This window comes from Neorhizobium puerariae (assembly GCF_042429745.1).
Classification (GTDB): Bacteria; Pseudomonadota; Alphaproteobacteria; order Rhizobiales; family Rhizobiaceae; genus Neorhizobium; species Neorhizobium puerariae.
The window spans coordinates 215,634-235,945 of the sequence record NZ_JBHMAA010000011.1 but is presented as its reverse complement, the minus strand read 5'-3'; the positions used below and the strand labels follow the sequence as shown (position 1 = coordinate 235,945).

At 63.9% G+C, this 20,312-nt stretch carries 17 protein-coding genes; 9 read left to right on the top strand and 8 right to left on the bottom strand.

Features of this window, described 5'->3' with window-relative positions:
* Positions 1 to 48: 48 nt before the first annotated feature.
* Together ACFFP0_RS09835 and ACFFP0_RS09830 are read left to right on the top strand one after the other, a co-directional pair.
* On the top strand, positions 49 to 1,137 hold the full coding sequence (locus ACFFP0_RS09835) for a four-carbon acid sugar kinase family protein (RefSeq protein WP_377259738.1): 1,089 nt from the start codon (positions 49 to 51) through the stop codon (positions 1,135 to 1,137).
* The gene (locus ACFFP0_RS09830; RefSeq protein ID WP_377259735.1) at positions 1,134 to 1,904 is read left to right on the top strand and encodes a FadR/GntR family transcriptional regulator; all 771 of its coding nucleotides are present in this window, start codon (positions 1,134 to 1,136) and stop codon (positions 1,902 to 1,904) included. Before ACFFP0_RS09835 ends, ACFFP0_RS09830 begins: the two co-directional genes overlap by 4 nt.
* 57 nt (positions 1,905 to 1,961) lie before the next feature.
* Here the strand turns inward: ACFFP0_RS09830 and ACFFP0_RS09825 are convergent, their stop codons facing one another.
* The 3 genes from ACFFP0_RS09825 to ACFFP0_RS09815 are packed head-to-tail and all read right to left on the bottom strand — an operon-like array spanning position 1,962 to position 4,872.
* Positions 1,962 to 3,011, bottom strand: a complete 1,050-nt coding sequence (locus tag ACFFP0_RS09825; RefSeq protein WP_377259732.1) for an Ldh family oxidoreductase — start codon at positions 3,009 to 3,011, stop codon at positions 1,962 to 1,964.
* Complete coding sequence (locus ACFFP0_RS09820; protein ID WP_377259729.1) at positions 3,008 to 3,976, bottom strand: phosphoglycerate dehydrogenase; 969 nt, start codon at positions 3,974 to 3,976, stop codon at positions 3,008 to 3,010. Before ACFFP0_RS09820 ends, ACFFP0_RS09825 begins: the two co-directional genes overlap by 4 nt.
* Positions 3,973 to 4,872 (bottom strand): dihydrodipicolinate synthase family protein, encoded by a 900-nt coding sequence (locus tag ACFFP0_RS09815; protein ID WP_377259726.1) that lies wholly within the window; start codon positions 4,870 to 4,872, stop codon positions 3,973 to 3,975. The genes ACFFP0_RS09820 and ACFFP0_RS09815 overlap by 4 nt, the downstream gene beginning before the upstream one ends.
* A gap of 539 nt (positions 4,873 to 5,411) precedes the next feature.
* Here ACFFP0_RS09815 and ACFFP0_RS09810 point away from each other — a divergent pair.
* Entirely contained in the window at positions 5,412 to 6,542 is a 1,131-nt protein-coding gene (locus tag ACFFP0_RS09810) for an iron-containing alcohol dehydrogenase (protein WP_377259723.1), read from the top strand.
* A 101-nt stretch (positions 6,543 to 6,643) separates the two neighbouring features.
* On the opposite strand, the gene ACFFP0_RS09805 is transcribed toward ACFFP0_RS09810, so the two are convergent.
* The 4 genes from ACFFP0_RS09805 to ACFFP0_RS09790 are packed head-to-tail and all read right to left on the bottom strand — an operon-like array spanning position 6,644 to position 11,688.
* Positions 6,644 to 8,263 carry an ABC transporter ATP-binding protein gene (locus ACFFP0_RS09805; RefSeq protein WP_377259720.1) on the bottom strand — a complete coding sequence of 540 codons (1,620 nt, stop codon included), beginning with the start codon at positions 8,261 to 8,263 and terminating at the stop codon, positions 6,644 to 6,646.
* On the bottom strand, positions 8,256 to 9,191 hold the full coding sequence (locus ACFFP0_RS09800) for an ABC transporter permease (protein ID WP_377259717.1): 936 nt from the start codon (positions 9,189 to 9,191) through the stop codon (positions 8,256 to 8,258). Before ACFFP0_RS09800 ends, ACFFP0_RS09805 begins: the two co-directional genes overlap by 8 nt.
* Positions 9,192 to 9,195: 4 nt before the next feature.
* Positions 9,196 to 10,110 (bottom strand): ABC transporter permease, encoded by a 915-nt coding sequence (locus ACFFP0_RS09795; protein ID WP_377259714.1) that lies wholly within the window; start codon positions 10,108 to 10,110, stop codon positions 9,196 to 9,198.
* A 60-nt stretch (positions 10,111 to 10,170) separates the two neighbouring features.
* Positions 10,171 to 11,688 (bottom strand): ABC transporter substrate-binding protein, encoded by a 1,518-nt coding sequence (locus tag ACFFP0_RS09790; protein ID WP_377259712.1) that lies wholly within the window; start codon positions 11,686 to 11,688, stop codon positions 10,171 to 10,173.
* Between the two features lie 483 nt (positions 11,689 to 12,171).
* Between ACFFP0_RS09790 and ACFFP0_RS09785 the strand changes: the two genes are divergently transcribed.
* The 6 genes from ACFFP0_RS09785 (at position 12,172) to ACFFP0_RS09760 (ending at position 18,332) form a co-directional block, all read left to right on the top strand.
* Positions 12,172 to 13,338, top strand: coding sequence for a sialidase family protein (locus ACFFP0_RS09785; RefSeq protein WP_377259709.1), 1,167 nt, complete (start codon positions 12,172 to 12,174; stop codon positions 13,336 to 13,338).
* A gap of 588 nt (positions 13,339 to 13,926) precedes the next feature.
* Entirely contained in the window at positions 13,927 to 14,118 is a 192-nt protein-coding gene (gene napE / locus ACFFP0_RS09780) for a periplasmic nitrate reductase, NapE protein (protein ID WP_377259706.1), read from the top strand.
* Between the two features lie 277 nt (positions 14,119 to 14,395).
* Positions 14,396 to 14,683 (top strand): chaperone NapD, encoded by a 288-nt coding sequence (locus ACFFP0_RS09775; RefSeq protein WP_377259703.1) that lies wholly within the window; start codon positions 14,396 to 14,398, stop codon positions 14,681 to 14,683.
* On the top strand, positions 14,658 to 17,162 hold the full coding sequence (gene napA / locus ACFFP0_RS09770) for a periplasmic nitrate reductase subunit alpha (RefSeq protein ID WP_377259701.1): 2,505 nt from the start codon (positions 14,658 to 14,660) through the stop codon (positions 17,160 to 17,162). Before ACFFP0_RS09775 ends, napA begins: the two co-directional genes overlap by 26 nt.
* Positions 17,132 to 17,623 (top strand): nitrate reductase cytochrome c-type subunit, encoded by a 492-nt coding sequence (locus ACFFP0_RS09765; RefSeq protein WP_377259698.1) that lies wholly within the window; start codon positions 17,132 to 17,134, stop codon positions 17,621 to 17,623. Before napA ends, ACFFP0_RS09765 begins: the two co-directional genes overlap by 31 nt.
* Before the next feature lie 4 nt (positions 17,624 to 17,627).
* The gene (locus ACFFP0_RS09760; protein WP_377260132.1) at positions 17,628 to 18,332 is read left to right on the top strand and encodes a NapC/NirT family cytochrome c; all 705 of its coding nucleotides are present in this window, start codon (positions 17,628 to 17,630) and stop codon (positions 18,330 to 18,332) included.
* A 145-nt stretch (positions 18,333 to 18,477) separates the two neighbouring features.
* Here ACFFP0_RS09760 and ACFFP0_RS09755 read toward each other — a convergent pair whose 3' ends face one another.
* A complete protein-coding gene (locus tag ACFFP0_RS09755; protein ID WP_377259695.1) occupies positions 18,478 to 20,091 on the bottom strand; it encodes a sensor histidine kinase in 1,614 nt (537 codons plus the stop codon).
* Positions 20,092 to 20,312: the final 221 nt, after the last annotated feature.

Here is a 20,312-nt window from a genome sequence, read left to right as displayed (position 1 = left end):
CATGTCGATTTCAATTTACATCTTTACCGATTGCGGGGAGGAGTGGGCTTGCAGGTTCTCATCGTTGCCGACGATCTGACGGGCGCTCTGGATTCGGCCGTGGCTTTCGCCGTTCGCGGCATGCGCAGCTGCGTGCTCCGGCACCCCGCGGCGCTCGCGACGTCCGATCTGTCGGACGTCGATGTCTGCGCCGTCAGCACGGGAACGCGCGACGGCCCCGAAGACGCCGCCCGCGGCGCCATCGCGACCGTTCTTGCGCATTTTGCCGGGAAGCTGCCGGACCACGTTTTCAAGAAGGTGGATTCCCGCCTCAAGGGGCATGTGGGACTGGAAACCGGAATGCTCGCCGAAGGCGCGGGCCGCACGCGCCTGCTGATCGCGCCGGCCATTCCGGAGATGGGGCGGCTGGTCGTCGGCGGGCGGGTCACGGGCATGGGGGTCGCGGACCCGATCGATGCCGGCGCCCGCTTCGGGGATGCCGTCGGAGAGAAGCTGATCCCCGATATCGCCGGCGATGCGGATTTCGAGGCGTCGCTGGACCGGTGCGAGCCCCGCGCGACGCTCTATGTCGGCGCGCGGGGGCTCGCGGCGGCGCTGGCGCGCCGGTTGCGGCCGGTTTCGCAAGCAAGACGGACGTTTCGGCTGTCACGGCCGGCCCTGTTCGCGATCGGCTCCCGCGATCCGATCACCGAGGCGCAGGTTGGCAGGCTTCTCGATGCCTGCGCCCCGGCATTCCTTGCGGCCGGGAACGGGCGATTCGAGGCCGGCGTCCGGCTCGGCGATGGGTTGACGGTCGCGAAACTGACCGCGGGCGATCACGATATCCGGGCCGATCTTGCCGGCGCGCGCTTCGCCGACGGCCTTTCAGACCTCATCCGGCAGACGCCGCCGGCCACCTTGCTGGCCTGCGGCGGGGAGACGGCGGACGCTCTTCTGAAACGCCTCGGAGCGGACCGGCTCGACATCGTCGACGAGATACTTCCGGGCGTTCCCCTTGCGCAGACTTTCGTTTGTGGAAAAAAGGCAGACATTATTACAAAATCAGGTGGCTTCGGCGATGCTGATACACTTGTCCATTTGGCTTGCGCCGTGGAACCGGTTGAGAGCGTTTCAATGTCCATTGAAAGCAGATCATGACGACGACTTCGCAGGAACGGGCAGCAAAACAGGAACGGGCGAAGAATCGCTCGTCCTTGAGCGACAGGATTTACCATCTTCTCTACAGCCGCATCGTCAACGGCGAATATCCGACCAATCAGAAGCTGCCGCCGGAACTGGCGCTGGCCGAGGAGTTCGGTGTTTCCCGTCCGGTTCTCAGGACCGCGCTCGAACGGCTGAGGGACGAAGGGCTGCTGTATTCGAGGCAGGGCGCGGGCAGCTATGTGCGCAGGCCCCAGCAGGCCGTTCTCGGTTTCGCGCGGGTGGAAACGATCGCCGATATCCAGCGCTGCTACGAATTCCGCATGACGATCGAGACCGACGCCGCCTATCATGCCGCGCTGCGCCACAATCAGGAAGCGCTGCGGGAGATCAAGGAAGCCCTCGATCTGCTCGACGCCGCGACCGGTTCGTTCAAGCATCGCGAGGATGCCGACTATGCCTTCCACATGGCGGTGGTGCGTGCGTCGAACAACCATTTCTACGAAACATCGCTGCGCGCGTTGCGGGAACATATCCAGGTCGGCATGAAGATGCACGGCCAGTCGCTGATGTCCGACGGGCCGCGCGGCCTCGAAAAGGCCTATGCCGAACACAGTTCGATCTATGAGGCCATCCGGGCAGGTGATGCGGCGGGCGCCAAGAACGCCATGCTGCTCCACATCACCAATTCGCGCGACCGGCTTTTCGGCGGCGGGATGATCAACCTCGCCATGGCGGCGAATACCGAACCGGACTCGAACTGACCGGCCTCGGGCCTTGGGCGGGAAGGCCAGGGCATGGCCGGATGCCCCCCCGCAGGCTCACAGCGGCCGGGGCAGGGCGACGCCCAGCCGCTCCGCATGCGGAGCGAGCGATTCGATGATGCCCGCATGCAGGGCCACGCCGTTTTCGAGCGCACTTTTCCTGCGGGCCAGCGCGGCCTCGCCGGGCAGCCTTACCTTGGCGACGCCGGAGCGCGGCGGATTGGCGTGGCAAGCGTCCGCCAGCCAGCCCGTCTGCTTCAGGAAGGCGTCGCGGCCGCCGAAGGCTTCGGGGTCCCATACCTGGACGGTAACGGCCGCATTCGTGCCTTTCGGCGCGTCGGCGCGGCCATAGCCGGCAAGCCCCTGTGTCAGGGCCTCCGCGAACAGCGCCATTCCGTAGCCTTTCTGGCCATGGTCCAGCCCACCCGTCGGCAGCAGGGTGCCGCCCGCTTCAAGGACTTTCGGATCGCGGGACGGATTGCCCTCGGCATCCATCAGCCACGCGGCCTCGTATTCGCGCCCCTCGCGGATCAGCCGCTGCGCCATGTTGACGGTGGTGATCGACGCGGAGATATCGATCAGGATCGGGCCGTCCGGTGTCGGGATGCCGTGGGCGACGGGGTTGGGCGTGTAAAGGCCCTTCAGGCCGCCGAACGGAGCCACCTGGGCGCCGGAAGGGGAGGAGGAGGCGATGGAGACCATCATCCCCTTTTGAGTGGCGATCGGCAGATAGGCGGCGAGGGCGCCGATGTGATGGCTGTTGCCGATCACCACCGTCGCCATGCCGAACCGGCCGGCGCGATCGACGGCAAGCTTGACCGCCTCGGACGTCAGCCAGGCGCCCGGCAGGCGGTTGCCGTTCCAGCAGACGGACGGGCCGCGGTCGCTCACCGTTTCGAACGATCCGCTTTTCTTCATCACGCCGTCGGCTATGCCCTGCAGATACCAGCCGGCGAGAGCCAGGCCGTGGGTCGTGTGCCCCATCAGATCGGCTTCGAGGAGATAGGTCGCGACGGAGGCGGCCTTTTCCGTATCCAGTCCCGCGGCCGCAAACAGGGCTTCGGCGCAGGCAAGAAGATCGGGGGCGGCGTAGCGGGGCGTGGTCATCGGTCGAGGACCTCCGGATTGAGAACGCGGGACGGGCGCTTGCCGGCAACGAAGTCCTTTATGTCGTCGATCACCATGCGGCCCATGTTTTCGAAGGCTTCCAGGCTGTCGGCGCCGCTGTGCGGCGTGAACACGACGTTCTGCAGCTTGAAAAGCGGATGCGAGATGTCCGGCGGTTCGGTGACGAAGGCGTTGATCGCCGCGCCGCGGAGCCTGCCCCCGGCGATCGACGCGGCCAGCGCATCGTTGTCGACCACCTCGCCGCGGGCGAGATTGAGCAGGCAGGCCGTCGGTTTCATCAGGGCCAGCCGGTCCGCGCTGATCAGCGCCGCATTGCCGGTGCCGCCGAAGACATGCAGCGAGACGTAGTCGGAGCGTGCCAGCAAGGCATCCAGATCCAGGAGTTCGATGCCGTGCTCGGCCATGAACGCCCTGTCGGGATAAAGATCGGAGGCGACGACGGTCATGCCGAGCCCGATCGCCTTGCGGGCCAGCAGCTTGCCGATATTGCCGAGGCCGACGATGCCGAGCACCTTGCCGGAGACCTCCACGCCCGGCCGGCGGTCCCAGCCGCCGGAAACCACGCTCATGTGACCGTGGGGGATGTTGCGCGCGAGCGAGAACATCAGGCCGACCGCAAGCTCCGCCACGGCGTTCGAATTGGCGGCCGGCGTATTGGTGACGGGAAGCCCGCGCGCAGTGCAGGCGGCCACGTCGACGCTGTCTATCCCGACGCCGTGCTTGAGGACCGCCCTCAGTTTCGGTGCGGCCGAAACGGTTGCGGCGGTCACGGGGATGAGGCCGGCGACGAGGAAATCGGCACGGTCGATATGCCGTGACAGGCCGCCGTCGGGGAGCGTGTTGTCGACGCAGCGGATGATCTCCCAGCCGGTCTCCTCAAGCAGGCCGGGCAGCCTGCCGTGACGCCCGAAGCCGGGGGACGTCGTCGCGACGACGATGCTCATGCTGCGGCTCCCGGGAGGAGGACGTATTTCTTCAGGATGTCGGCGATCTTCCTGTCCTGCCCGGGGTCCGGCAGCAATGCCGGCTGGCGGCTGGCGCCGACCGAAGCGTCCATGAGGTAGAGAGCGCGCTTGACCAGCGCCGGCGGATAGCCCAGCCCGTAAAGATCCTTGCGGAAGCCGCCGAAGATCTCCTGCTGCCGTTCGGCCTCGGCGATATCGCCGGCGTTGAAGGCCTTGCTGATCTTCGACAGCACGTCCGGCATGACGTTGCCCAGGCCGGAAATGCAGCCGCGGGCGCCGTTCTGGAACGACCACAGCACCAGATGGTCGGGACCGGAATAGACGTCGAAACCATCGATCTCGCGCCCGATCGCCATATAGGCCTCCAGCGTGTCCTGGGCGCCGCCGGAATCCTTGATGCCGGCGATATTGCCGTGCGCGGCGAGCTTGCGCGCCGTTTCGGGCTCGATGTGGTTCTGCGTTCTCGCCGGAATGTCATAGAGATAGACCGGCGTCTTCACGGCATCGGCGACCGAGGAGAAATGCCGGATCAGGCCATCCTGCGTGCAGGCGATGAAGAAGGGCGTGATGACGGCAATGCCGTCGACGCCGATCCTGTCGAACGCCCTGGCGAGCAGGGTGGTCTCGAACGTCGCCGGCATGCCGGCGTTGACGATGACCTTCGTGCGGCCGCCGACCTCGTCGACCACCTCTTCCGTCAGCCTGACCTTTTCCTCGAAGGTGAGGGCGGAGAAATCGCCGTTCGTGCCGGCACACATGATGTTGTTGCCCGCAGCGACCTGACGGCGGACCTGCGCGCGGGTCGCCTCGAAATTGATCGTTTCGTCATCGTTGAAGCAGGTGACGAGAGCGACGAAGGTTTCACTGTGAGCCATGAGGCCTCCCGATTTCTTTCGAATGCGCCACCGCCGGCTTTTGCCGGCCGCATCCTGGCGATGGTTCCTGTTTCTTCACAGGAGAGAAGATCGGCGCGAGGGGAAAACGGCAATGCCAGGGCATGCCTTCTCTCCCGAATGCCGACCGGCGGCACTCCTCCCGAAGAACCAATTGATCGGTTGATGACATCGCGCCTTCCGGTAAAGTTGTCAATATAAGAGCGGGAAATAATTTCCGTGCCGATTCCTCCCGCGACAACTTTTCAGGCCCGTTCGACCATCTCTTTCGGCGGAATGTCTGCGCCGCAATGCCAATATTGCGTTGATTTTCATGATTTACCGCTGTGCCGCGCGTCCCGTATGGCGCCTTTGGCCGGCTTTCGGCGCTTCTGGGGACGGTACAGAAAGAAGGAAGTAAGAGTTATTGACAAATATTTGAAGTTCGCCGAGTTTGGGCGTGAAGGCCAATGGTCTCGGAGGATGCCGAGCACAGCTTACGCATTCGGCAACGCAGGCAATATCAGGGATGCGAGGAAACTATGACGACAATTGATCGACCGCTGGAAATGCTGCGGCCAGCCGTGGTCCGTTTCGGCGAGGGAACGGTCGCCGGCCTGGCGGCCTGGCTCGCGGAACAGGGGATTTCGCGGCCCTTCATCGTTTCGGATGCATTCAATGTCGCGCGGATCGAACGTTTACAACTTTCCAACGCCGTGATTTTCGGCAACGTCATGCCCGAGCCCGATCTGGTGAACCTCAACGAGGCGGTGGCCGCGGCGGAAGCGGGCGCGCCGGATGCCGTCATCGGGTTCGGCGGCGGCAGCGCCATGGACCTGGCCAAGCTGGTCGCCGTCCTGTGCGGTTCGGGCAAGGGCCTGCACGACATTTCCGGGCCGCACCGCGCGCCGCCGCGCAAGGTGGCGCTGATCCAGGTGCCGACCACGGCCGGCACGGGAAGCGAGGTCGGCACGCGGGCGTTGATCACCGATCCCGCGACGATGAACAAGATCGCCACGGAGAGCCGGCATATGCTGGCCGATATCGCCATCATCGATCCGGCGCTCACCATCACCGTCCCGCCGGGCGTGACGGCTGCGACCGGCGTCGACGCCATGGCCCACTGCGTCGAGGCCTTCACCAGCCGTCGCGCGCATCCGATCATCGACGCCTATGCGATGGAAGGGACGACGCTGGTCGGGAAATACCTGCTGCGGGCCGTCAGGGATGGAAACGACGTCGAGGCCCGCGCAGGGCTTTCGCTGGCTGCCTTTTACGGCGGCGTCTGCCTCGGCCCGGTGAACACCACGGCGGGGCACGCTCTTTCCTATCCGCTCGGAACGCGCCACAAGATCGCGCATGGAATCGCCAATGCCCTGATCTTTCCGCATGTCCTGGCGGCCAATTACGAGGCGGTGCCGGACAAGACGAAGCTGGTCTGCCGCGCGCTGGGCTTCGAGGCGGACAATGCCGCCGCCGTCCTCAAAGGGGCCGGCGCCTTCTGCAGGAGCCTTGGTCTCGACATGGCGCTTGCCGCCTATGGCGTTCCGGAAAACGATCTTCCGGCGATGGCCGAGGAAGCGCATGCCATCCGCCGCCTCCTCGATTTCAATCCGCGCGACCTTTCCGTCCCTGAGATCCTCGACATCTACAAGGCCGCCTATCGAGGCTGAGAAATCGGGGCCGGAAACAAAAAGGCGTCCTTCGGGACGCCTTTTGTCGTGTCTCTCCATCGTCGAGGGCCTCGGTCGTGCCGACCGGGGCCTTTTTCTGGTCAGGCAGACAGTCTCTCCCGCTCCTCGCTGCGCTTGCGCTGGATTTCCGGATCGGGATCGAGGCCGGCGGCGAGCAGGCGCTTCGTATAGTCCTGCCGCGGGTTTTCGAAGATCTCCCGCGCGGTGCCGAGTTCGACGATCTCGCCGGCCTTCATGACCATGACGTGATCGGCGAAATCCCGCACGACGGGCAGGTCGTGGGCGATGAAGATGAAGGCGATCTTCAGCTCGCGCCGCAGCTTGTCGAGGAGCGCGATCACCTGCGCCTGGATGGAGACGTCGAGCGCCGATACGGCCTCGTCGCAGACGATCAGTTCCGGCTGCAGCGCGAGAGCCCTGGCGATCGCGATGCGCTGGCGCTGGCCGCCGGAGAACTGATGCGGATAGCGCCTGGCATGTTCCGGCAGCAGGCCGACCTGCGACAGCAGTTCGTTCACCCGTTCGCGCCATTTGTCCTTCGGCAGGATTTCCGGGTGGATCATCCATGCCTCGGCGATCAGGTCATAGACCGACATGCGGGGATTGAGCGATTGCGTCGGGTCCTGAAAGACCATCTGGATCTGCCGCCGCAGGCCGAACATTTCCTTTGGGGGCATGGACAGAAGGTCCCGGCCTTTCCACAGGGCTTGGCCGCTGTCGGCCTGTTCCAGCCTGAGAAGGCAGCGGGCGAGCGTCGATTTGCCGGAGCCGCTCTCCCCGACGACGGCCATGGTCTCCCCCGGCTGCAGGTCGAACGATGCGTGCTTCAGCGCCTGGAAGGCGCCATAGCTCTTGGTCATGCCGGCGACCCTGAGCAAAGGCTCGCCATCGCCGGAAGGCTCGTGGATCTCGCCGCGTCCGGGCGCCGCGCCGATCAGCTTGCGTGTGTAGGGATGCTGGGGATTGTGGTAGACCGCCGCCGGCGTGCCGGTTTCGACGATCTCGCCGGCATTCATCACGACGACGCGGTCGGCGACTTCCGCCACCACGCCGAGGTCGTGGGTGATGAGAAGCAGGCCCATGCCCGTCTCATTCTGCAATTCGTCGAGCAGCGCCAGGACCTCGGCCTGCACGGTGACGTCGAGCGCCGTGGTCGGCTCGTCGGCGATGACGATATCGGGCTTCATCGCCAGCGCCATGGCGATCATCACGCGCTGGCGCTGTCCGCCGGAGAACTGGTGCGGATATTTCCGCATCGCGTCCTTGGGCGAGGGGATGCCGACCCGCGTGAGCAGTTCCAGCGCGCGGCGCTGCGCCTCGTCCTTGCGGCTGCCGTGCACGCGCATGGTTTCGACGAGCTGCCAGCCGACCGTGTAGACGGGGTTCAGGTGGCCGAGCGGGTCCTGGAAGATCATGGCTATCCGCTTGCCGTTGACGAGCCGCCGCTCGCCGGCGGACAGGGCCAGCAGGTCGCGCCCTTCGAACAGGATCTGGCCGCTCGTTATCTCGCCGGGCGGCATGTCGATCAGGTTCATGATCGCCGAGGCGGAAACGGACTTTCCCGAACCGCTCTCGCCGAGGATCGCCAGCGTCTCGCCGCGATCAAGGTGCCAGCTGATGTCCCGGACCGCTTTGACGATGCCGCCGGCGGTGTGGAACTGGACCGAGAGATTGCGGACTTCCAGCAGGTGGTCAGCCATTGGATTTTCCTCCGATTTCCAGGCGCCATCTCTGGGCAGGATCGAGCACGATGCGCATCCAGTTGGAAAGCAGGTTGAGCGACATGGTGGTGAGGATGATCGCAAGCCCCGGCCAGAAGGCGAGCCACCAGGCGGTCGCCAGATATTGCCTGCCCTGGCTCACCATCAGGCCCCAGGTGATTTCCGGCGGCTGGATGCCGATGCCGAGGAAGGACAGCGAGCTTTCCGCCAGCATGACGAATGCGAAGTCGAGCGTGGCGATCGTCACCAGCGTCGGGATCACCATCGGCAGGATATGCCGGAAGACAATGCGGCTCGACGATGCGCCCATCACCTGCGCCGCCTCGACGAACATGCGCTGGCGGATCTCCAGCACTTCGGCGCGGGTGGTGCGCAGGTAGACGGGTATGCGGGTGATCGCGAGTACGATGATCAGGTTCCCGACCGACGGCGAGAGCATGTAGAGAACGATCACCGCCAGAAGCAGCGAGGGAAACGACATGATCACGTCGGCAAGCCGCATGATGACGTTGCTGACGCGCGGGGAGGAATAACCGGCGACGAGGCCGAGAAGGGCTCCCACGACGGAGGAGCAGAGAACGGCGCCTGCGGCGATGAGGATGGTGTTGCGGGCCGCCGCCACCACGCGCGGCAGGAGCGGACGGCCGAGGGAATCCGCGCCCATCGCGTAAAGCCAGCCGTTCTTGATGCTGAAGGGCGGAAGGTTGCGGCTGCGCAGGTTCTGGCTCAGGGCGGCATCGCCGAAGAGCATCGGGCCGAAGACGGCGCAGGCGATGATGATCAGGAGGAAGATCGCGGCGGCAAGCGCGAACTTGTCGCGCCACAGCATGCGGAGCACGGTCCGGATCGCTCCCCTGGGCTTGAAGTCCGTGCGGTTGGAGATTTCCAGGGTCTGGGTCATCGTCATGGCCTTAGGTCCGGACGCGCGGATCGAGGATCGCGTAGGCGAGGTCGATCAGGATGTTCATGATGAAAATGGCAAGTGCGGTCACCATGATCGCCGCGAGAACGACATTGAAGTCGCGCTGGAGAATGGAATCGATCATCAGCTTGCCGACCCCGGGAAAACCGAAGATCGTCTCGATGACGACCGCGCCGTTCAGCATGGCCGCCGCCTGGTCGCCGATGACGGTGATGACCGGCAGCATGGCGTTGCGGAGGGTGTGAACGAAGATGATCGAGAGATTGCCGACGCCCTTGGCGCGCGCCGTCTTGACGTAGAGCGAGCCGAACGACTGGATCATCGAGCCGCGCACGACCTGCAGGATGAGGCCGAACGGCCGGATGAACAGGACTGCGACGGGCAGGACCCAGTGCCATACGGTGCCGGTGCCCGATGTCGGCAGCCAGGCGAGGTTCACCGCGAAGACGACGATGGCGACGATGGCCACCCAGAAATCCGGCGCGGATGCGCCGATCAGGGACACCACGGAGGTGAACCGGTCGAAGACGCCGCCCGGCCGGAACGCCGCGATCGAGCCGATCACGATGGCGGCGAAGGCGACCAGCGAAATGGTGATGACCGCGAGCTGGAAGGTCCAGACGAAACCTTCCAGGACGACGTCGATCGCCGGCCGCGCCTGGCGAAGCGATTCCCCGAAATCAAGATGCGCAAGATCGCTGAGGTAGCGGCCGAACTGCACGATCAGCGGATCGTTGAGGCCGTGCAGCCGGCGGAAATTGTCGAGCATTTCCTGCGTCGCTTCCCTCGGCAGGAACAGGGCCGCCGGATCGCCGGTCAGCCGCGACAGGAAAAAGACCATCACGATCAGGGCGATCAGCGAAAAGAAGCTCGAAAGAACCCTGCCGAAGATGAGTTTTCGCATTGCCTTCTCCTTGCGCAAGAAGGCGCGGCAAACGCCGCGCCCTCGCACGTCATGCCAAGCTTACTTGAAGCCGATCTGGGACAGTTGAAGCTGGCCGTTGGTTGCAATGGTCGGCTTGAACGTAACACGCTCGTTGACACGGGCAAAGCCGACCTGGTTGAACAGCAGGATGTCCGCGACGACCTCGTTGTTGAGGTAGGCGATCAGGCCGGACCACTTCTTGGCGCGGTCATCGCCGGTCGCCCCGGTCGCGTCCTCGATCATCTTGTCGACCTTCGGATCGGAAAAGCCCGACTGCGGTCCCTTGCTGTGATATTTGAAGAACATCGAGAAGACCGGGTCGCCGCGGGCATTGTCATGTTGCGCGCCGACCAGCTGGGCGGTGCGGTCCGGTGAATAGGGCTTGCTGTAGATGCGCTCGAACTCGGCGACTTCGTACATCTGCAGGTCGACGTTGAAGCCGACGTCCTTCAGCATGCCCTGGATCGCTTCCATCACCTCGAGCACGTTCGGGAAGAGATTGCTCCGGCCGACGATGGTGATCTTGGAATCCACCGCCACGCCGTCGGCCTTGGCCGCGGCGATCAGCTTCTTGGCCTTGTCGGGATCGAAGGGCCAGGGCTGGATATCCTTGTTGAAGCCGAGCGTGGAGGGCGGCACCATGGCTGTCGCAAGCGTCGTCTCGGCCGGCACCAGCGTGCCGACGAAAGCCTTGCGGTCGATCGCCAGGTTGAGGGCCTCGCGGACGCGCTTGTCCTGCAGCGGCGCCTTGCCCTGGTCGATGCGCAGGTAGAACACTTCCGAATTCGGATAGGCGTGGTCGAGCTTGTCGTTGGTGGCGTCGGTCACCGAGATGCTCGGCGCGATGTCGGCCTCGCCGGTCTGCACCATCGCCGCCGCGACGGCGGGGTCGGTGCGGAAGACATAGGTCGCCTTGGCGACCTGGGGCTTTTCACCCCAATAGTCATCGCGGCGCTGGAGGACGATGTTCTGCCCGACATTCCAGGCCGCCATCTTGTAGGGGCCGGTCCCGACGGGGTTGCGGGTGAACTCGACCGGCGTGCTGGACGGGACGATCGTCACGATCGACATCATGAGGGGGAGGATGGCCTGTCCCGGATCGGCGGTAATGTCGATCGTGGAAGGATCGACCACCGTGGCCGTGATCTTGCTGGAGCCGAAATAGCGCGGCGTTTCGCAGGCGATCTTCGAGCTCATGGCGCGGTCTATCGAGTGCTTCACGTCTTCCGCGTCGAAGTCCGACCCGTCGGAGAACTTGACGTTCTTGCGCAGATGGAAGCGCCACGTCTTGTCGTTCTGCTGGTCCCAGCTTTCCGCCAGGCGCGGCATCAGGCCCTTGCCGCCGGTGATGTCGAGTTCGGTGAGGGTCTCGTTGATGTTCTGCAGCAATATGCGCCCGATGTTGGAGCGCGTCGACATGCACGGCTCCATCAGGTCGACGCCCTCTCCCAGGACGATCGTCACATCCTTGGAGGCATTCTGCGCGAATGCCGGGGATGCTGCAGGCAAGGTGACGCTCAGGAGAGCGGCGCCCAGCGATATCAGTCGGTATTTCATAGTGATCCTCCCTGATCACGGCGGGTTGACTTGAACAACGGCTTCGGCCGGTGGCTGTTTTCTCGAATGGCCGGAAAACGGATGGGATCGCTCACGGCAGGAAACCTGCCGCGTCCATGGGCATGGCGACGGGCGGAGCGAAGGGTGACGTCGCCTCCCGCTGCGCCGGACGGTGGCGGTGCCGGACACCGCTCCCTCTCGAAGCTGATGCGAACATCTTTTGCGGCATTCCGACGGTCCTCCGTTCAGACGCCTCCTGCGTCCCATGCCCTAAGATTGACGATTTTCTGGCCAACATGTCAACTGGTAACATTCATGTCCACATCCATGTCTGCCAGTTTTGACGATGTGATAGGGAATTTCCCTTATTTTACAATGAAATCCTGCAATTTTTCTGAGCCGTTCATAGGATATTTCAACTTGACAACATTTGCCGACGCGGGAATGTTGGGCCGACTTTGCAACGGATTTGAGGAGGGAATGATGTCACCGGACGAAATCGAAAGCCGCATGGACGGCGTGTTGGCGGATCTCGGCGGCGGTCGTTCCGAGGCGTTCCTTCCTTCTCCGACGATCCAGAATCACGCGGCCTTCCTGGCCTCGCTTTCCGATGGCAGCCTTGCCTGCGCATGGTTCGGCGGTACGCTGGAAGGAAAATCCGACATCTCGATCCATCTGTCGCGGCTTGCCCCGAACGCCGGCCGCTGGAGCCCGGCATCGCGCGTCAGCGACGATCCGGATCATTCGGAGCAGAATCCGGTTCTCTGGATCAACGGGAACGGGGAGCTGACGCTTTTCCACACGTCGCAGGTCTCCGGCAACCAGGAGGGAAGCGTGGTCAAGGTCCGTCTCCTGCATCAGGACGGCGAGGCGATGGGCGCCGGAGACGCACGCACTTTGCCGCTGGACCGCGGAACCTTCGTCCGCGCACCCGTCGTGCGCCGCGCCGACGGCGCGCTGCTCCTTCCGCTCTTTCTGTGCAAGGCGAAGGAGGGGGCGAAATGGAACGGCAGCCACGACACCGCAGCCCTTGCCATCAGCGAGGACGAGGGCGCTGGATGGCGCGTCGTGCACGTTCCCGGCTCCCTCGGCTGCGTGCACATGACGATCGTGCCCCTGGGCGGGTCGAGGATGGTCGCCTTCTTCCGGCGGCGGCAGGCCGACTTCGTCTACCGCACGACCAGCGACGATGGCGGCGAGACCTGGAGCGTGCCGCAGGCGACGGACGTTCCGAACAACAACTCCTCGATCAACGCCATCCGGCTGAAGGACGGCAGGATCGCCCTTCTGTGCAATCCGGTCTCCGCGGCGACATCCCGCGACCGGCGGCAATCGCTCTACGACGAGCTTGGCGAGGAAGACGACCGCCCGGACTCCGATGGCGGAATCGAGCCGGTATGGGGCGTGCCGCGCGCGCCGCTGGCGCTCTGCTTTTCTTCCGACGAAGGCGTGACCTTTCCCGACCGCCGGCTCGTCGAGGACGGGCCGGGAACGTGCCTGTCGAACAACTCGATCGATGGCCAGAACAAGGAACTCTCCTATCCCGCGCTGCTCGAAGACGCCGATGGCGTTCTTCACCTGGCCTTCACGTTCCATCGGCGCGCCATCAAATACGTCCGGCTGGCTCCGGACTGGTTGAAATCCGCTTAGGCAGCCATGGGGCAGGCGCATGTTCCGGGCAGCGCGCCGATGGCCCATGTCCGGACGATCGGCCTTGCGAACCGATCGTCGCCCATGTTTTCGGCATGCGCGGACCTCTAGGCATGGTTGTGTGATGAAGGCAGGTCGGCGGCGATCTTCGCATCCGCTTCCGGATGGCGGACTTGTCCGGGCGGGGTTGGCGGCATCGGAAGGTCGTGCCGTCGGCAATCGCGTCGCGGGATGGCGAGTGCCGGCCGTGCGATCCGGTCTCCCGAGCCGGAAGCGGAGCGCGTAAGTCTCTTACCCGATAGAGGAAAGCCCGGCGGCCTGTTCATCGGGAGCGAGGCGAACGTCGTGGAAGGGTGCGACCGTACGCCCCGGCGTGCATGCGGCTTACTTGCGCTGGAACAAAGACGACTCCTTGCGTCTTTGGCCTTCTGGGAGCCGTCGTCGACGCGGCGAATGCGGGCATCGACGATGAGCAGGGATGCAACCGGAGAGCATGAAAGAAAAAACTGTAACCCGATTCAGTTTTGGCTTTTCTCTCAATTCTTCCATGCTAGAGTTGTTCAATAAATATGCAAAATGGAGATTGATTTGGTCAATTTTTCCACAGAGCATCTGAAAGACGAGGCGCCGAAATCCCGTCGGCGCAGCGAGCTTTTTACTTTCGTCGTACTGGCTTTCGGCATCTGGCCCGTGCTGGCCGTGGGTGTGGTCGGCGGATATGGCTTTCTGATCTGGATGTATCAGATCATCGCGGGACCGCCCGGTCCTCCCGGTCATTGAGGCGCGGCGATGATGGCCCGGTTGCTTTCCCGAGGGGAATGTCTGTTGGCGAGCGTGGTTTCGGCGGGAAGCGTCCGCTGGCCGGAAGGCCGGAGCCGCGACCCGGGATCATGCCGCGGCGATGAGTTCCGTGCGGGGCGATGTCCCACCTTCATTGCCGCCATCGGGGGCGGATCGCCGTCCGGCGCGTTCTTGAAACGGGAACGCATGCCGCGGGGCGAGTGCGTGGGCCTCTGTCCCGAAAATGCGGTGTGCATCGGACCGGGAGAGATCGCCCATGCCTGAAGGGAAGCAGCGGTATCATGTGTCCAGTGCGGTGATCGTGGTCCGGCCGCAGGACGAGGACCGGGTCCTGCGGCAGATATCCGCCATGTCCAATGTCGAGGTTCATGGCGTTCAGGACGGCAAGATGGTTGTCGTCATCGATGGTTACAGCAGTGGTCAACTGGGCGAGGCGCTGTCGACGATCTCGGCGATCGACGGCGTGGTCGCGGCGAACATGGTTTTCGAACATTCCGAAGAGCTGGAGGGTATAGCACATGAAGGGAGAACTGACGCGGCGTGACCTCATCAAGGTTCACGCGGCCGGCATCGCCGCGGCAACCGCGGGGATTGCCCTGCCTGTGGCCGCCCAGCCTGTGCCGGGCGGCGTGGAATCCCTGGAGATCAAGTGGTCCAAGGCGCCCTGTCGTTTCTGCGGCACGGGATGCGGCGTCATGGTGGGCGTCAAGGAAGGCCAGGTCGTGGCGACCCACGGCGACATGCAGGCCGAGGTCAATCGCGGCCTCAACTGCATCAAGGGCTACTTCCTGTCCAAGATCATGTACGGCGAGGACCGCCTTACCCAGCCCCTGCTGCGCAAGCGGAACGGGCGTTATGCCAAGGACGGCGAATTCGAGCCGGTGAGCTGGGACGAGGCCTTCGACGTGATGGCCGAGCAATGCAAGAAGGTGCTGAAGGAAAAGGGGCCGACGGCCGTCGGCATGTTCGGCTCGGGCCAGTGGACTATCTTCGAAGGTTATGCCGCGACGAAGCTGATGCGCGCCGGCTTCCGGTCCAACAATCTCGATCCCAACGCCCGGCACTGTATGGCGTCGGCGGCCTATGCGTTCATGCGCACCTTCGGCATGGACGAGCCGATGGGTTGCTATGACGACTTCGAAAACGCGGACGCCTTCGTGCTCTGGGGCTCGAACATGGCCGAGATGCACCCGATCCTCTGGACGCGCGTGGCGGACCGGCGGCTTGGCCACCAGCATGTCAAGGTCGCCGTGCTTTCGACCTTCACCCATCGCAGCATGGATCTGGCCGACGTGCCGATCATCTTCACGCCCGGGACCGATCTTGCGATCCTGAACTACATCGCCAACCACATCATCACCAGCGGAAAGGTCAACGAGGAGTTCGTCCGCAACCATACGACCTTCATGAAGGGCGTGGACAATATCGGCTACGGCCTCAGGCCCGACAATCCGCTGGAGCTCAAGGCCGCCAATGCCGGCGACCCGACGAAGATGGAGCCGATCGATTTCGAGGCCTTCAAGAAGTTCGTCTCCGACTACACGCTCGAAAAGACCGCCAAGCTGACGGGAGCGGACCCTGGCTTCCTCCAGCAGCTCGCCGAACTCTACGCGGACCCGAACCGGAAGGTGATGTCGCTGTGGACGATGGGCTTCAACCAGCATGTCCGGGGCGTCTGGGCCAACCAGATGGTCTACAATATCCATCTTCTGACGGGGAAGATATCCGAGCCGGGCAACGGGCCGTTCTCGCTGACGGGGCAGCCGTCCGCCTGCGGGACGGCGCGCGAGGTCGGCACCTTTGCGCATCGCCTGCCGGCCGACATGGTCGTCACCAACCCGGAACATCGCCGGCATGCGGAGGAATTGTGGAAGCTGCCCGAAGGCCTGCTCCCCGACAAGCCCGGCTACCACGCCGTGCAGCAGGACCGCATGCTCAAGGACGGCAAGCTCAGTTTCTACTGGGTACAGGTCAACAACAATATCCAGGCCGCGCCCAATACCAAGAACGAGACCTACCAGGGCTATCGCAATCCCGATAATTTCATCGTGGTCTCGGATGCCTATCCGACGGTCACGGCCATGTCGGCCGACCTTGTCCTGCCTGCCGCCATGTGGGTGGAGAAGGAAGGAGCCTACGGCAATGCGGAGCGCCGCACCCATGTCTGGCACCAGCTCGTGCAGGCGCCGGGCGATGCGCGATCCGATCTCTGGCAGCTCGCGGAGTTCTCGAAACGCTTCACCACCGAGGAGGTCTGGCCTCAGGAGATCCTGGACAAGCATCCGGACTACCGCGGCAAGACCCTTTTCGACGTCCTGTTCAAGAACGGGCAGGTCGACCGCTTCCCGCTCAGCGAAATCGATCAGGACTATGCGAACAACGAGGCGAGGGAATTCGGCTTCTACATCCAGAAGGGATTGTTCGAGGAATATGCTTCCTTCGGGCGCGGGCACGGCCACGACCTGGCGCCCTACGACCGCTATCACCAGGAGCGGGGCCTGCGCTGGCCCGTGGTCAACGGACAGGAGACCAAATGGCGCTATCGGGAAGGCTACGATCCCTATGTGAAGCAGGGCGAAGGGGTCCGCTTCTATGGGAGGCCTGACGGCAAGGCCGTGATCCTTGCGGTTCCCTACGAGCCGCCGGCCGAATCCCCGGACGACGAATATGATTTCTGGCTGGTGACGGGCCGCGTGCTGGAGCACTGGCATTCCGGCTCCATGACCATGCGGGTGCCGGAACTCTACAAGGCCTTTCCCGGCGCCCGCTGCTTCATGAATGCCGACGACGCGCGCAAGCGCGGCATCAACCAGGGCGCGGAAATCAGGATCGTCTCCCGGCGCGGGGAAATCCGCTCCCGGGTGGAGACCCGCGGGCGCAACCGCATGCCGCCGGGCGTGATCTTCGTGCCCTGGTTCGACGCCAGCCAGCTGATCAACAAGGTCACGCTTGACGCCACTGATCCCATCTCCAAACAGACGGATTTCAAGAAATGCGCAGTCAAGATCGTTCCCGCCGTCTGAGCTTCGGCTCCATCCGAATCGTGGTTGCCGCCTTTGCGGTCGCATTCATGGCGACGCTTGCCGCCGCCCAGATGGTCCCGCAATTGTCGGGGCCGCCGCAGGCGATGGATACGCTGCCCGCCCGCCCCATGCCCAAGTGGACCGTGGACGACGTGCGCAGGATGCGCGCCTATCCCGACCAGCCCCCGGTCATTCCCCACTCCATCGAGGGATACCAGCTGTCGGTGAACACGAACCGCTGTCTCTCCTGTCACAAGCGCGAGTTCACGGAAGGGGCGGGGGCGCCGATGATCAGCGTCACCCATTACATGACGCGCGAGGGCCAGATGCTCGCCGACGTCTCCCCGCGCCGCTATTTCTGCACGGCATGCCATGTTCCCCAGGCCGAGGTGACCCCTCTCGTCGGCAACACGTTCAGGGACATGAGCCAGATGGGCATCGAGCATCTGGGAGGCAAATAAGGTGATGGGACGGATAAAGATCCTTGCGGCGTGGATATGGAAGATCCTGAGCACGCCGGCGGCAACCCTGAGCCTTGCCTTCCTGACGCTCGGCGGTTTCGTCGGTGGCGTGCTCTTCTGGGGCGCCTTCAATACCGCGCTGGAACTGACCAATACCGAGAAGTTCTGCACCGGCTGTCACGAGATGCAGACGAACGTCTACGAGGAACTGACGCGGACGATCCATTTTTCCAACCGGTCCGGCGTGCGCGCCTCCTGCCCGGATTGTCACGTACCGCACAACTGGACGGACAAGATCGCCCGCAAGATGCAGGCTTCCAAGGAAGTCTGGGGCAAGATCTTCGGGACGATCAACACGCGCCAGAAATTCCTCGACGAGCGGCTGCGCCTTGCCCAGCACGAATGGGCCCGTCTCAAGGCCAATGACAGCCTGGAGTGCCGCAACTGCCATTCCTCGCTGGCGATGGACCTTTCCAAGCAGACGCAGCGGGCCGCCGACATCCACACCCGGTATCTGCTGAGCGGCAAGGCGACGTGCATAGATTGCCACAAGGGTATCGCTCACGAACTGCCGAACATGCAGGGCGTCAACCCGGGATGGCAGATGCCCAAGGAACTGGAAGGCGAGGTCCTGCCCAGCGCTTCGGCGGTCGATGACCTGCGGCGGGCGATGGATGAGGCTCATGCGAGCCTGACGAGCATCGAGTGACAACCCGCCCGTCTCTGAGAGGAATCTAGAACACGTCCGGCGAAAACGGGATCGCCGGACGTGCTCCGTCGCTTTGTTCCTGGGCAATTCCGAACACAAGACGCGGCGCACTTTTGCTGGAATTGCGTTAGGCGGGTGGAGGAGGTTAACGGGAAAGCGTCATGTCGGGGGCAGCAAGCCCGGCGATCAGGGGCAGCCTTATCTCCACCTGCGCCCCCGATGCGCCGGGCCGGTTGCCGATGGCGATGTATCCGTCATGCGCCATCACGATCGACCGGCAGATGGCAAGGCCCAGCCCCATGCCGTTCGGCTTGGTTGTCGAGAAAGCCTTGAAGAGGCTCTCGCCGTCATTTTCCCCCAGTCCGGGGCCGGAGTCCTCGAAGACCACGATCAGGTCGGTCTTGTCGACCGCCGTCCTGATGGTCAGTTGCGGCATGCCGGCTTTCGCCTCTTCCATCGCCTGCACGGCATTGGCGATGACGTTCAGGAAGGTCTGCTGCAGCAGGACCCGATCGCCGAGGACGACCGCGCCATTGGCCCGAAGGTCCATGGAGACCGTCACGGCGTGGTCCGAAAGCTCCTTCTGTTTCAGGCGGACGGCATCGGCAACGATCGTGTCGACCGAAACCGCGCCATTTTCCGGCTGCGCCTTTCCGAGCAGCATGCGCACCCGCTTCACGACGGCGGATGCGCGTTCCGTCGAGAGCACCACGTCGTCCAGGGCGAGCCTCGTTTCCTCCAGGTCCGGCTGTGTCCGGTTCAGCCATCTCTGGGCTGCCTGAACGGAGGTCATGATCGCGGACAGGGGCTGGTTCACCTCATGGGCGATCGAAGCCGATATCTCGCCGATCATGGCCGCGCGGGACGCATGCTCCAGCTCCTGGCGGGAGCTTTCGAGGGCTTCCTGGAATTCCAGTCGCTCGGTGATGTCGACGATGCTTGCCTGAATCCGGCCCAGTCCCTCACCCTGGGGAAAGCTCAGGATGACGATGACCGGGATCATCCGTCCGCTGCGGCTGCGGATGGTCGTCTCGGACTGGAAGGTGGCATGGCCCTCGTCGAGGGCGATCAGGCACTGGGCGAAGCTGGCGTCGTTTTCCGGCAGGAAATCGGCCAGATGCGTGAAGAACTCCTCTTTCGTGGGCACGTCCATCAGCCGGAGCGCGGTCCGGTTGACGTCGGTGATCCTCACCATCCGGCGCGTCCGGATGACGAATTCGGGATGATCCTCGATATACCTGCGCATATCGGTGACGCCGCTTTTTCGCAGCGACACGAGTTCCGCCTTGACCTGCCGGAAATCGTGCTCCCAGATCGCAACCGCCAGCGTCTCGAAGATATTGCGGTAGCGATGCTCGCTCTCCTCCAGCAAGATGCGGTCGGTCCGCCGTTTCCAGAGGATGGCCGTGGTGACCGCGTTGGCGGCCATGCTGAAGACGAGGCGCAGAACGGCTTCCGGCTCCGCCCGGATGCCGTGGACATAGAGGAAGCTCGCGAGGGCGAGGATGGCGCAGGCCGCCGAATGGGCGAGAAGCCGGTATCGGCCCCCCGGTCCGTCCGCGAGTACGATGACGAGGACGTACAGCACCGCAATGGCGCTGCCGAGCGACGTGAAGGTGTCGAGGATGAAGATGGATGCCGCCATGGCCGCCGCAGCCGCCAGGCGACGGTTGTAGCCTGCGGCCGCCGGGGCGGCATCGTCCATGCCCCAGCGCTCGAAAGGCTGCGATCGTCTTGGATTTTCGCTCTTGATCTCCATCTTCCCCGGCAGAATTTCTGCTGCGTTTCCTTCATCTTGCTTTAATCGGGATTTAGCATCTTGAATCATGGGCTCCATTTTTGAACTTTATCAATAGTCTTCCTCCCGCGGCGGGTTCCGCCGCGGTTCCATGCGCGAGGCTTTCCGTTGTTTTGACAATCGGGACAAGCGTTTCGTACAAGGCTCCGGCGGCCATGCATGCTGGATTGTCCATGCGGGGG